Genomic DNA, 12,143 nt, shown 5'->3' with positions numbered 1-12,143 from the left:
GCGCAATCGGCCACCGGACTGTTGCATGCCCCGCAACAGTGCATGTCCGGAATCGCTATTTTTCCTACAGCCCCAAGCCCTTATTCTGAACGGGCTTTCACGGAATACGTCGCAAAGCACAATGCCAGCTACGCTCAGTCAGCGAAGCGATTGGCAACAGATATCAGGTGAATCGAAGCATTCGGTTGACCGTCCCGCTGTTCACTGACGTTGATTTGTAGCTCCTTGATCCAACGTCTTACCTTGGCCGCTGCGTTTGCAGCGGCCTTTTTTATGGGCGCATGAAATACCTTTCCTGATTTCATGCAGGAAATGTCCGACTCCGTGTAAGAACTTCCCTGGCTTAAAGCCGCCGCGCTGAAACTTCATACTTTATCCACAGCAAAAACCCACACCCCTCCCGGACACTTCCGAAGCACTTTCGCTGTAACTTCAAATGGCAGAGGCAACCAGTTTCTGTGAAGTTTCAACTTCCAAAAAATGCACATTCAAAAGGATATGAATATGCAAAGGCCTCCACCGTTTGAATTAACGGAACCGGTTCATACAATAGGCACTTTGCCGCCGTCGATGCTGCCAACTTCCGGCACAGTCGATCATTACCGCCATGGCGGCACTTTCGGTACTGTGCGAAGTCCGGCGCGTTATCAACCGATACTGCAAAGTTTTATCATCCCGCAAGAACGCGAGTTCAAAAGCAGAACCGAACAGATCCCCCAGACCATTGAAGTGGAACTGGCCGCCACGCGTCTGGAAGAGTCCACACAGCCGTTGCCACCGGCGGCCGCAATCATTCGCGAGTTGGGCGTACGCAACAAACTGATTCAACGCAAGAATCAGCAACTGCAACACCAGACAGCCCTGTCACAGCAGTTTTACGGCAGCGACCCAACTAACAAAAGCGCCGATCAGTTTCTTGCTCGCGCCAATGTCATCGACAACCGCTTACGGCCCGACGGCCCGGGCATGAATCTGTGGAAACAGTCCTACCGCGCGGCACTCGAAGCCCGCCTGCTGACCCAGACGCTGGCGGTTCTGCACCAGCAACAGATCAGCGTGCACCAATGGCTCGCAGCGGTACAAGCCAACGACCACACGCAGAACCTCGCAGCAGAAGCCACGCGCCAGGCGGCAGAACAGGCACGAATCGCCGTCGAGCAACAGCGTCAGCGAGACCTGCAGGAACAAGTCCGTCGCCAGCAGGAACAGGCAGAAATACAGGCACGCGAGCAGGCTCGACTGGCGGCATTGGCCGAGGCGCAGCGTGTGGCTGCCGAGCAGGCGCGTGTTGCTGCCGAAGCCGCCGCACAACAAATCGTCGCTGAGAAGAGGCGACTCGAAGTGCTGGCCGAACAGCAACGCCAGACTGAAGCCGACAGAGTCCGTACCGCGCAGGAAGCCCGGCAGAAGACTGAAAAAGCCCGTATCGAACAGCAACAAAAAGCCGATCGATCAGCGAAAAGAAAAAACCAGAAACAGGCACGCCGCAAAGCCCGGGCGCAGGCTCAAGAGCATGCCGAGCGCAAACGCCTGCACGCCGAATGGCAGCAGCAAACCGAAGCGCGCTGGACAAGCCCGACATTCGCCAATGCCGGCGCAGCCGCAGCTTTTGGCCCGACCTTCGCCGGAACACTTGGCATTATTGCCAACCCTGCAACCACGACGGCGGCACTGCAGACCTCGCTGCGCACGGGTGTAGCCCTTGCGGTAGCAGCCGCTTCCACCTTCGCCGCGCCGTTTGTGGTGGGTTTCGCCGCGTTATTGCTCCCCTCCGATCTGGGCAACGGCGATCTCTATTCCGCGAGCGTTCCTCTTGCAGAGCTTGCGCCTGACCTGGCAGTCGACCTGTATCAATTGGCAGCCTCCGGCGGTGCCGTCGATCTGCCGGTGCGGCTTGGCTCAAGGTCGCTGGGCAACCGTGTCGACATTGTCGTCGTCAGCACTGATGGCGTGGTTGTCCCGCACACAGTGCCAGTGAGACTGGCGCGCTTTGATGCGCAGAAAAACCTTTACGTTTCGAGCGCCGCTGACGTTGGAGCGAAGGGCCCCACGGTCACTTGGACGCCATTGGTCGCGCCGCTGAATCCTTCGACCGAATCCCCTCAGGTCGAAATGGATTTGCCGATCTACGAAGGCGCCGAGGTAACCGCCGACAGCGGTCGGATCGATCTCAACCCGGTATGGGATCAATACGGATTCGGTGGCTGGATCACCGTCTTCCCGATCGACTCCGGGCTACCGCCCATCTTCACGATGTTCCGAGATCGAAGGCAGGATTCCGGGGTGGTCAGCGGAATGGGACAGGCGGTTTCGAGCAATTGGTTGGCAGCGGCAAAAAACCCGGAAGGCGCCCCGATCCCGGCGCAGATTGCGCATAAGTTTCGAGGGCGGGAGTTTTCGAGTTTCAGGGCGTTTCGCAGGGCGTTTTGGAAAGCGGTTGCAAATGATGCTTTTCTGATTGAACAGTTTTCTCGATTTAACAAATTCGACATAAAACGAGGGCTTTCACCGACTGCCTCTGGATCAGAACGAATTGGAGGAAAAATCAAACTAGATATTCATCATATTGAGCCTATTTTCGATGGTGGCTCGGTGTATGACGTAGACAATCTTCGCATACTCACACCCAAGCAGCACATTGAAACCCATTCAAGAATGAGAAAATTAAAAAATGAAGCCTAATAAGAAATTTGAGGAATATACAGAAGCAGAGTACATATCTCTCATCAATCGTTTGGTTGAGGGCGATTACTCATCAGAGAAAGAACACGACGCTATTGTCAACGAGATTATTCTATCGTCTGAGCACCCCAATGGAACAGACGTTCTTTACTATCCCGAGGACGGTACGGACGACAGTCCAGCTGGGGTATTAGAAACTATAAAATCCTGGCGCACTGTCAATGGAAAACCTGGATTCAAAACACAACAGTAATAAAAAGGCAGATTTTTAATTGAAGCTAAAAAATGCGCTAACAGACTATACAGAGGTCGAATATCTAGAAATCATACAGCGCTTATTTAAAGGGAAATTACCTTCGGAAGAACAGCATGACGAGCTTGTCGATCACATCGTAAAAAACCTCCGAACACCCGAATGGAACCGGAGTGCTCTACTACCCCGAAGAAGGTATTGAAGATAGTCCTGCCGGAGTTCTATCTGCCATTAAAGATTGGCGACTGGCCTACGGAAAACCTGGATTCAAAACAACAACAAAAAAGGCACATTGCGAATTGAAGTTTAAAAATGCGTTATCAGAGTACACAGAGTCGGAATATATCGAGCTAATCAACCGACTATTTGAAGGCAATTACTCGTCAGAAAGAGAGCACGACGCAATCGTCGACAACATCGTTGACACCTCTGAACATCCAAATAACACAAACATTCTTTACTACCCGGAAGAGGGTGTAGAGGACAGCCCAGAAGGCGTATTAGGAGCCATTAAAGCCTGGCGCGCAGCCAACGGAAAACCCGGATTCAAAACCGAGGAATGAAAAAAAAGCGAGCAGGCTTCAACGCCTGCTCGCTTTCGCTTCGATTACAACGAGTACTTCTGCAAATTCGCCATCATTTCCTTCAGCGCCTCGATATTGTCCTTCGGATGCGCCGCCCCTTCGAAATCGCAAATCTGCTGCCAATGCGCGGCAACGTCCTCAGGCGAGAAACCCGCACGCGGATCGAACCCGGCGCCCAGGCTGCGTTCCCAGCGCACTTTGCCCATCCAGCCGCCACCGACTTCGAACAATCCGGAAGTCTCCTGGCACTGTTCGCTCGCCAGGTACACCACCAACGGGCTGACCAGCTCCGGTTTGAGTTGCTCGAACACTTGTGGCGGGATCAGGCCTTCGGTCATGCGCGTGCCGCCGGTTGGCGCGATGGCGTTGACCAGAATGTTGTTCTTGCGACCTTCGATGGCCAGGGTGCGGGTCAGACCATAGAGGCCGAGTTTGGCCATGCCGTAGTTGGACTGGCCGAAGTTACCGTAGATACCCGAGGTCGAAGCCGTGAAGATCACGCGGCCGTAGTTTTGCTCGCGCAGATGCGGCCATGCGGCGCGGGTGACTTTGTAGGCGCCTTCGACGTGGACGCGATACACCAGATCCCAGTCGGCGTCGTCCATTTTGTGGAAGGTCTTGTCGCGCAGGATACCGGCGTTGTTGACCACCACGTCGACGCGGCCGAAGGCATCGAGAGCGTTCTGTACGAGTTTGTCGCCGTCGGTGACCGAGTCGTGGTTGGCTTCGGCGATACCGCCGGCCTGACGGATTTCCGCGACCACGCGATCGGCAGCGGAAGCATTCGCGCCCTCGCCCTGCGTCGAGCCGCCGAGGTCGTTGACCAGCACTTTGGCGCCCTGCTTGGCGAACAGCAGCGCATGGGCGCGACCGAGGCCACCACCGGCTCCGGTGACGATTACGACTTTATCTTCGAAACGCACAGACTCATTCATCGCGGCAACTCCAGCAGGCCAGTATTGACCCCGAGTGTCAGGCACGCGGCTTTCGGTCACAACGAATACGGCAGAGGCTGAATGGTGCGCGATAAGGTTGGGGGATAGTGAAGATCAAAAGATCAAAAGATCAAAAGATCGCAGCCTGCGGCAGCTCCTACCTGGATTTATGTAGGAGCTGCCGCAGGCTGCGATCTTTTGATCCTCAGGAGCAGGCCACTCTGCGCGGCGGCAAGATAAAGCGTTCTCTGGATTTATGTAGGAGCTGCCGCAGGCTGCGATCTTTTGATCTTCAGGAGCAGGCCACTCTGCGCGGCGGCAAGACAAAGCGTTCACGAAACTCCAGGTAGTGCTTAAGCACCTGCACCGGCGCCTCGGTTTGTGGGTAGTGACCAATGCCCGGCAGCAGCACAGCGTCGGCATCAGGAATCAACTCGCAATAACGCTGCACCATGTGCGCACCAGAGATCGGATCGACTTCGCCATCGATCACCCGCAGAGGAATTTCGCCGCGCTGCATCGCGGCTACCCAACGGTCACGCTGGACCCGGCGTTCAGGGATGTAGCTGATCAGTTTGTGCATCACGCGCGGGCCGTGATTGCTGTCGACCAGACTCCAGAAATCATCCAGTTCGCTTTCGCTCGGCCGGGTGTGCGGGCCGAAGATCTGGCGGAAGCTTTTCACCAGAGCATCACGGGTAAACGCACGGCCGATCATCCAGCCCAACGGGCTCAACAACAGTTTTTGCATCAGCACCGGGCGATGGGTTTCCGGGAACAGGCCGCCATTGAGGAATACGCAACTGGCCACTTCGATGCGGTCTTCGTAATGCCGGGCGAGCAATTCCTGCGCGACGCTGTCGCCGTAATCGTGTGCCAACAGATGCACCGGTTGCTCGACCTGCAAATGCGCGAGCAACGCCTGCTGCAGATCGGCCTGCTCCAGCAGGCTGTAGGTGTGATTGAGCGGTTTCGCCGAGTCGCCAAAACCGAGCATGTCACAGGCGATCACCCGATAACGCTGCGCCAGTGGCTGCCACAGGTAGTGCCAATCCCAACTGGCCGTCGGGAAGCCATGGATCAGCAACAGTGGCTCGCCCTGTCCGGTTGTCCAGTAACGGATCGGCTGGCCACGAAAGACAAACGTCTGGCTGCGTTTGCGCCAGACACACAGAGGAATCTCGGCGAGAGGCATTAGAGTTTATACCCGGGGTCTTGTTTATCGAGTTTGCGCAGCAACGCTGGCCAGGCCAACGCACCACCCATGCCTTGAGCACTTTTGGTGACGCCGGCGATCATCGCTTTGGCGCCTGCGAGAATCTGCGGTTCGATGGCGATGAGTTCAGCACCACCGGTTTGCGCCATTACCTGGATGTCGCAGGCACGCTGGAAGGTGAACATCATCAGAAAGGTGTCGGCGATGGTGCCGCCACAGGTCAGCAGACCGTGGTTGTGCAGCATCAGGAAATTGTTTTCGCCGAGGTCGGCCTGCAAGCGCGCCTTCTCTTCATGGTTCAGCGCCACACCTTCGTAGGCGTGATAGGCCAGGCTCGACAGGACGAACAGCGACTGCTGACTGATCGGCAACACGCCCTGCTTTTGCGCCGACACCGCGACACCGGAGGCGGTGTGCGTATGCAGCACGCAAACCACGTCATGCCGCACTTCGTGCACGGCGCTGTGGATGGTGTAGCCGGCGGGGTTGATCTCGTAAGGGCTGTCCATGAGTTTGTTGCCGGCCTGATCGACTTTCACCAGGCTCGACGCGGTGATCTCATGGAACATCAGGCCGAACGGGTTGATGAGGAAATCTTCAGTGCCAGGCACCTTGGCAGAAATGTGCGTGAAGATCAGATCGTCCCAGCCATGCAGCGCAACCAGACGATAACAAGCGGCGAGATCGACGCGGGTCTGCCACTCCGCGGCGCTGACCTGATCTTTGACATTAAGGGACGATTGGACGGGGGCTACGCTCACTGTATGCACCTCTGCGTTCTTATTGTTTTGCTCGTGTCAGCAGTCTAGTCAGGCGCAGGCGATCGCGTAGTTGCATTGGCAGCCAGCTTGATGACTGACCGAGTCAGCAATGCAAACGGCTTGGATCCATGTCAAAGCAACGACGCCAACAAAGGCGCGGCGAACAGATTGAGCAGCCCGGTGAGGACCATCACCAAACCCGCCACCGAGCCTTCCTCACCGCCGACTTCATGCGCGCGACTGACCCCGGCACCGTGCGCGCCTACACCAAACAACGCACCACGCGCCAAGGCACTGCGCAGCGGCAGCCACTTGAGCAGAACCCCGCCGAGCATCGCGCCGAACACGCCGGTGAACATCACGAACACGGCGGTCAATTCCGGCACGCCGCCGAGGTTTTGCGCGAGCGGCATGGCGAATGGCGTAGTGATCGAACGCGGCACCAGCGACAGCGTTACCGAACTGTCCAGCGCCAGGGCTTTGGCCAGGCCGAACGAGGTGGCGATCGACGCGGCACTGCCGGCAACCATACCCAGCAGCAACGCTGACCAGTGCCGCACCAACAAGCGCCGCTGCTGCCAGATCGGCACGGCAAACGCCACGGTGACCGGGCCGAGCACCAGCATCAGCCAATGGGTGTTGCTCGAATATTCCGCGTAAGCCGTATGCAACGGCACGGCGAGCGCCAGCAACAACACCGGCACCAGAATCAACGGCGACAACAGGTAACGCCCGGTGCGGCGGTAAATCCAGCGACTGAACACGTACGCCAGCAACGTGAAGGCGAGCCAGAACATCGGCATCCATTCAAGCTTCATGGGATCGCCTCACGCGCACAGCGAACTCCACGGTGAACGCTGTGACCAGCATCACCATCAACGTGCTCGCGGCGATCACCAGCAGAATTCGCCAGCCGTCATTGCGCAGCAGCGTGCCGTAGTCGAGCAGGCTCATCAGTGCCGGAATAAAGAACAGCAGCATCTCCGCCATCAGCAGACCGGCGCCCAATTGCAGCGCTGCCGGTTTGACCCAGCCGAACGCGAATGCCAGCAACAGCAACGCCATGCCGATCACGCCGCCAGGAATCGGCCATGCCAGCCAGGCGGCGAGTTGGCAGCCGAGCAGGTACAAACCCAGCAGTACGGCGAGTTCGACAGTTAAACGAGAAAGGTGCTTGAGGGTGGCGATGTTCATGAGGGTGCTCCTGACAGAGGCTTATTTTACGAAGCGGACTATCATCCCTGAAGCGAATTGTTAGACTCAAAGCCATTCCAAACTGGAATCAAGCGATGGAATTCAAACAGCTGCGCAGTTTTGTCGAAGTCATGCATCAGGGCGGTTTTACCCAAGCGGCGAAAACCTTGCACATCAGCCAGTCGGCGGTCAGCAAGCAAGTCGCGCAACTGGAACAGAGTCTGGGCACGCCACTGCTCGAGCGATTGGGCTCACAGCTGCGCCTGACCGCCGCCGGCAGTGTGGTGTTGCAACGCGCCGAAGGCATGTTACGTCTGCGCAATGAGTTGCTGGTCGAACTGGATGACCTCAGCCATCTGGCGCGCGGCGAACTGCGCCTGGGCCTGCCGCTATTGGGCAGTGATGCCCTGTTCGCCGGACTGTTTGCCGAATACCGGCAGCGCTATCCGAACATCAGCGTGCAGTTGCTCGAAGGCGGCAGTCGCCATATCGAGCAGGCCGTATTGAGTGGTGAACTGGAGTTGGGTGGCAGCTTGTTGCCGAAGGATCCGCAGTTCGACTTCCAGCCGTTTTGCGACGAGAAACTTGATGCTCTGCTACCGGTCGATCATCCGTTGGCGGCGCGCGGAGAAATTGGCCTGGAAGAGTTGGCCGATACGCCATTCCTGCTGTATCAGCGCAGCTTCGTGCTCAACGACCGCTTGCTGCAGGCTTGCCAGCAAATGGGCTTTACGCCGAAAGAAGGCGGACGTAGCGGGCAGGCGGACTTTCTCGCGGCGCTGGTGGCCGCCGGGCAAGGCGTGGTGTTGTTGCCGAGTGTGGTCGCGCGCGGACTGGTGCGGCCAGGCGTGGTGCGCCTGGCCTTGCGCGCGCCGGACTATCTGCGCTGGGACATCGCCTTCATCTGGCGTCAGGGCGCCTATCTGTCGAAAGCCGCCCAGGCGTGGCTGGCCCTGCTGCGCGAACGGGCGATCAAGCCTTGAGCGCGTCGATCAACTGCGCCAGCCAAGGCTCGGCGTCGGTTTCCGGCGTCACGCTTTCGCTGGCGTCGATGCGCAGCATGTCCTGCACTTCCCGCACGCCCAGTTCGCCGAACAGCTCGCGCATCTGCTCGCCGCCACCGCAGAACGTGTCGCCATAACTGGCATCACCCAGGGCAATCACCGCGCCTGGCAAACCGCGCCAGGCCGCTGGCAATTGATCGCGAATAGCCGAATACAGCGGTTGCAGGTTGTCCGGCAACTCACCCATGCCGGTGGTCGAAGTCACCGCGAGGAACGCGTCAGGGCCGAACGCTTGAATGTCCGCCAAGCTGGCGCGCGAGTTATAGAAAGTTTCAAAACCAGCGGCTTTCAGCAGGTTCTGGGCGTGGCGAGCGACTTCTTCGGCGGTGCCGTAGACCGAACCGGAGAGGATGGCGACTTTCATCAATCTGATCCTGAAACTGAAAAAAAGAGCGGCGATAGTAACAGCCCGCAACGCAAAGCTGCGATTGGATCTCAACTGGCGATAATGGCCAGTAGACAGCGACGACGGTTCTTCTAGAATGCGAGCCTTCGACCACTCTGAACGGACTCACAGATGATCAATGCCAACCTGCTGCAAATGGTGATCAACGCATCGAACGATGGAATCGTGGTAGCGGAAAAGGAAGGCGAGCAGGACAACATCCTGATCTACGTCAACCCGGCTTTCGAACGCCTGACCGGTTACACCAGTGAAGAGATTCTCTATCAAGACTGCCGCTTTCTGCAGGCGGGAGACCGCGATCAAGAGAACCTGCAGCTGATTCGCGAGGTGCTGCGCGACAACGGATCGTGCCGGGAAATCCTGCGCAACTATCGCAAGGACGGTACGCCGTTCTGGAATGAGCTGTCGCTTTCGACGGTGAAAAACGCCGCGGACGGGCAGACTTATTTCGTCGGCGTGCAGAAAGACGTGACTGTCCAGGTCAAGGCGCAACAGCGTGTCGTGCAGCTCGAAGCACAGGTTGCGGGGCTGCAAGCAGAGCTGGAAGCATTGAAAGCGACAAACGGTTAAAACAAAACAGCGAACTAATTGTCATTAACTACAATCACCAATGACTTTGTAACTATTTCTTTCGAGCTAGCCATGCAACGCGACGCCCTTCTCACTCAGGATGAGCTGGATTTCATCCAGACCATGCAGCACAACCCGCAGCTGAACGTGCGGGATGCGACGTCGAGTCTGCTGGTTAATGGCGGTTCGCAGATCCGTGACTTGCTCACGCGCCTCGCGGCGCATGAGCAAGTGACCATTCAGGCCAACTTCGAAAACCAGCAAATGACCTTTCCGCTGCACCTGGTGGAAGACGAGTTTCATGCGCTGCACCTGCGCCTCGGTGTCCCGAGCATTTACGAAGACGGCCCGATGGTGCGCCCATGGCGACTGGTGCTCGAAGAGCCGGTCGCGCTGGAAAATGCCAAAGGCCAGCCAGGCATGATGTGGGTGCACGAGGTTTCGCATAAAGGCGTGTTGCTGGAAATGCGCAACAAGACCAAACCACCCAAGCATTTCGCCTTGTGGTTCAGCCCTTCGGGGTATGAGCGGATTTCATTGCGCGGCAATTTCGAACGCGAAACCGAACAGGGTTTCTACGCCTACGAGCTGAGCCAGACCGATGCCGATGAAACCGAACGTCTGCGTCAGTTCATCCTGCAACAGCATCGCTTGACCCATCCTGCCCTGCACACCTGATTCTCAGGTATCCAGTTTACCGGCGAGAAATTGCGTCAGGCGCTGACGCATGGTTGCGCCTTCGTTACCAATGCAACCGATCGAACTTGCCGCCAGACTGTCTTGCGCCAGATCGGCTGCGTCCCCCGCCAGCAACACCTGACAGTCGAGACTCAACGCCAGCCGTTGCAAGCGCCGCGGTAATTCCGCGCTGGGCGCATGATTGGAAAACAGCACCAGCGCTTCCGGTTTGATCTTCTCGCAAATCAGCGTCAGCTCGTCGAACGGCTGCCCAGTGGTCAGCACCCGCACACCCGATTCGCTGGTACTGAGAAATAACGCCGCCACCAGCAATTCCAGTTCGCGGCACTGACCGGCCAAAGCGCTGACAACAATCCTGCGCGGCTGAGCAGCACGCAACGTGACAATCCGCTGCAACACCCGCGCGCGCAGAAAACCATCGAAAAACAGCCATTCGCTGGTCTGCCCGAACGCCTCCTGACGCTGCAGCAATGCCCGCCAGAGCGGCATCAGAATGTCCTGAAAAACCACGGCCAATGAATACGAAGAAAATATCTGCGCATACACCCGATCCATTTCCTGATCATCGAACGAACTGATCGCGCGCTGCACCTGATGCTGCCATTGCAAATAGTCAGCCTGCACCAGATCGTCGGAAATGATGTGCGCCAGCGCTTTCAAGGGCTCGGTCTTGGCGAGAATCCTGCCGATCTTGCTCACCGCCACACCACGGTCGATCCATTCGACAATGCTGCGAACGCGCTCGATATCGGTCATCGAATACAGCCGATGCCCACTTTCGGTGCGTGTCGGTTCGATCAATCCGTAACGTCGCTCCCATGCGCGCAAGGTGACCGGGTTGACGCCAGTCAGCCGCGAGACTTCACGGATAGGGAACAGATCTTCACGCTCGATGGCCACAGATGCCTGCGCAACAGGGTTTACGTCCGACATGACAGGCATTGTGCGGTCAACTTCCATGCTGGTTAATTGGATCCCATTCTACCCCTGATGCCCCTTCATCGTTCAAGTAGCTATCTACGACGAAAGTCGCTGGTTTAATCGCGAAAATCAGGAATAATCCTTGCTTGTTGAAAAGCGCAGGCCTCTACCCCGGCCTGCGTCAAGCGAACTTCCTACCCGGAACGACGCAACCGAAATACGGAGATACACAATGTCTACTTCCCCCGTCACGCTGATGGTCGCGCGTCGCGTCGCCGATGGCCGCTATCAGGATCTGATTGCCTGGCTTCGCGAAGGCGAACAACTGGCCACCGACTTTCCCGGTTATCTCGGTTCTGGCGTGCTCGCTCCGCCGCCCGGCGATAACGAATTCCAGATTATTTTCCGCTTTGTCGATGAACAGACCCTGCACGCCTGGGAGTACTCCGCGTCGCGCACTGCGTGGCTGGATCGTGGCAGCGATCTGTTTGCACATCCGAAGGAGCATCGAGTCAGCGGCATCGAAGGCTGGTTCGGTGCGGCCGGTCAGCGTCCTCCACGCTGGAAACAGGCGGTCGCGATCTGGCTGGCGTTCTTTCCGGTGTCGCTGCTGTTCAATTTCGCTCTCGGCCCGTTGCTCGCTGAAATGAGTTTGTTGCCGCGTGTGTTGATCAGCACGGCGTGCCTGACACCGCTGATGGTCTACTTCTTTATTCCACTGTCGACGCGCTTGCTGGCGAACTGGCTGAACAGCACGCCGGTACGACTGCCGGTGTCGGCAGTACCTCAGAAACATTGAAGATCGCAGCCTCGTTGCACTCGACAGCTCCTACAGGGATGTGAGCTGGCCGGTGCGGG

The 12,143-nt window shown here is 57.5% G+C and carries 15 protein-coding genes; 8 read left to right on the top strand and 7 right to left on the bottom strand.

Annotation, left to right across the window (positions count from 1 at the left end):
• The first annotated feature begins 480 nt into the window (after window positions 1-480).
• Genes C2E19_RS06010 through C2E19_RS05995 form a run of 4 tightly spaced genes read left to right on the top strand, consistent with a single transcriptional unit; the run spans window position 481 to window position 3,498 of the window.
• On the top strand, window positions 481-2,682 hold the full coding sequence (locus tag C2E19_RS06010; protein WP_256661284.1) for an S-type pyocin domain-containing protein: 2,202 nt from the start codon (window positions 481-483) through the stop codon (window positions 2,680-2,682).
• The gene (locus C2E19_RS06005; RefSeq protein ID WP_129389283.1) at window positions 2,672-2,935 is read left to right on the top strand and encodes a bacteriocin immunity protein; all 264 of its coding nucleotides are present in this window, start codon (window positions 2,672-2,674) and stop codon (window positions 2,933-2,935) included. The genes C2E19_RS06010 and C2E19_RS06005 overlap by 11 nt, the downstream gene beginning before the upstream one ends.
• 19 nt (window positions 2,936-2,954) lie before the next feature.
• On the top strand, window positions 2,955-3,137 hold the full coding sequence (locus C2E19_RS06000) for a bacteriocin immunity protein (protein WP_372238462.1): 183 nt from the start codon (window positions 2,955-2,957) through the stop codon (window positions 3,135-3,137).
• Window positions 3,109-3,498: a bacteriocin immunity protein gene (locus C2E19_RS05995; RefSeq protein WP_372238461.1), complete on the top strand. Its 390-nt coding sequence runs from the start codon at window positions 3,109-3,111 to the stop codon at window positions 3,496-3,498. The genes C2E19_RS06000 and C2E19_RS05995 overlap by 29 nt, the downstream gene beginning before the upstream one ends.
• Before the next feature lie 44 nt (window positions 3,499-3,542).
• Here the strand turns inward: C2E19_RS05995 and C2E19_RS05990 are convergent, their stop codons facing one another.
• The 5 genes from C2E19_RS05990 to C2E19_RS05970 all read right to left on the bottom strand — a co-directional run bounded on the left by C2E19_RS05990 (window position 3,543) and on the right by C2E19_RS05970 (window position 7,625).
• On the bottom strand, window positions 3,543-4,454 hold the full coding sequence (locus C2E19_RS05990; RefSeq protein WP_129389280.1) for an SDR family oxidoreductase: 912 nt from the start codon (window positions 4,452-4,454) through the stop codon (window positions 3,543-3,545).
• Window positions 4,455-4,746: 292 nt separating this feature from the next.
• Entirely contained in the window at window positions 4,747-5,649 is a 903-nt protein-coding gene (locus C2E19_RS05985) for an alpha/beta fold hydrolase (RefSeq protein ID WP_129389277.1), read from the bottom strand.
• Window positions 5,649-6,431, bottom strand: coding sequence for a class II aldolase/adducin family protein (locus tag C2E19_RS05980; RefSeq protein ID WP_077571168.1), 783 nt, complete (start codon window positions 6,429-6,431; stop codon window positions 5,649-5,651). The genes C2E19_RS05985 and C2E19_RS05980 overlap by 1 nt, the downstream gene beginning before the upstream one ends.
• A 131-nt stretch (window positions 6,432-6,562) precedes the next feature.
• Window positions 6,563-7,249 (bottom strand): LrgB family protein, encoded by a 687-nt coding sequence (locus C2E19_RS05975; protein WP_129389274.1) that lies wholly within the window; start codon window positions 7,247-7,249, stop codon window positions 6,563-6,565.
• The gene (locus C2E19_RS05970; RefSeq protein WP_129389271.1) at window positions 7,239-7,625 is read right to left on the bottom strand and encodes a CidA/LrgA family protein; all 387 of its coding nucleotides are present in this window, start codon (window positions 7,623-7,625) and stop codon (window positions 7,239-7,241) included. The genes C2E19_RS05975 and C2E19_RS05970 overlap by 11 nt, the downstream gene beginning before the upstream one ends.
• Before the next feature lie 95 nt (window positions 7,626-7,720).
• On the opposite strand from C2E19_RS05970, the gene C2E19_RS05965 reads away from it, so the two are divergent.
• Window positions 7,721-8,608 (top strand): LysR family transcriptional regulator, encoded by an 888-nt coding sequence (locus C2E19_RS05965; RefSeq protein WP_129389268.1) that lies wholly within the window; start codon window positions 7,721-7,723, stop codon window positions 8,606-8,608.
• On the opposite strand, the gene C2E19_RS05960 is transcribed toward C2E19_RS05965, so the two are convergent.
• The gene (locus C2E19_RS05960) at window positions 8,598-9,053 is read right to left on the bottom strand and encodes a flavodoxin (protein WP_129389265.1); all 456 of its coding nucleotides are present in this window, start codon (window positions 9,051-9,053) and stop codon (window positions 8,598-8,600) included. The genes C2E19_RS05965 and C2E19_RS05960 overlap by 11 nt on opposite strands.
• Before the next feature lie 153 nt (window positions 9,054-9,206).
• On the opposite strand from C2E19_RS05960, the gene C2E19_RS05955 reads away from it, so the two are divergent.
• Window positions 9,207-9,665 carry a PAS domain-containing protein gene (locus C2E19_RS05955; protein ID WP_129389262.1) on the top strand — a complete coding sequence of 153 codons (459 nt, stop codon included), beginning with the start codon at window positions 9,207-9,209 and terminating at the stop codon, window positions 9,663-9,665.
• 72 nt (window positions 9,666-9,737) lie between these two features.
• The gene (locus C2E19_RS05950) at window positions 9,738-10,343 is read left to right on the top strand and encodes a hypothetical protein (protein ID WP_129389259.1); all 606 of its coding nucleotides are present in this window, start codon (window positions 9,738-9,740) and stop codon (window positions 10,341-10,343) included.
• A gap of 3 nt (window positions 10,344-10,346) precedes the next feature.
• On the opposite strand, the gene C2E19_RS05945 is transcribed toward C2E19_RS05950, so the two are convergent.
• Window positions 10,347-11,306, bottom strand: a complete 960-nt coding sequence (locus tag C2E19_RS05945) for a MerR family transcriptional regulator (RefSeq protein ID WP_129389256.1) — start codon at window positions 11,304-11,306, stop codon at window positions 10,347-10,349.
• Window positions 11,307-11,517: 211 nt separating this feature from the next.
• Here C2E19_RS05945 and C2E19_RS05940 point away from each other — a divergent pair, with 211 nt between their 5' ends.
• Window positions 11,518-12,084 (top strand): antibiotic biosynthesis monooxygenase, encoded by a 567-nt coding sequence (locus C2E19_RS05940; protein ID WP_129389253.1) that lies wholly within the window; start codon window positions 11,518-11,520, stop codon window positions 12,082-12,084.
• Window positions 12,085-12,143 lie beyond the last annotated feature (59 nt).

Source organism: Pseudomonas sp. DTU12.3 (genome assembly GCF_004124275.1).
Classification (GTDB): Bacteria; Pseudomonadota; Gammaproteobacteria; order Pseudomonadales; family Pseudomonadaceae; genus Aquipseudomonas; species Aquipseudomonas helmanticensis.
Note: the sequence above shows the minus strand (reverse complement) of the source record. Positions and strands in the feature narration are given on the sequence as shown.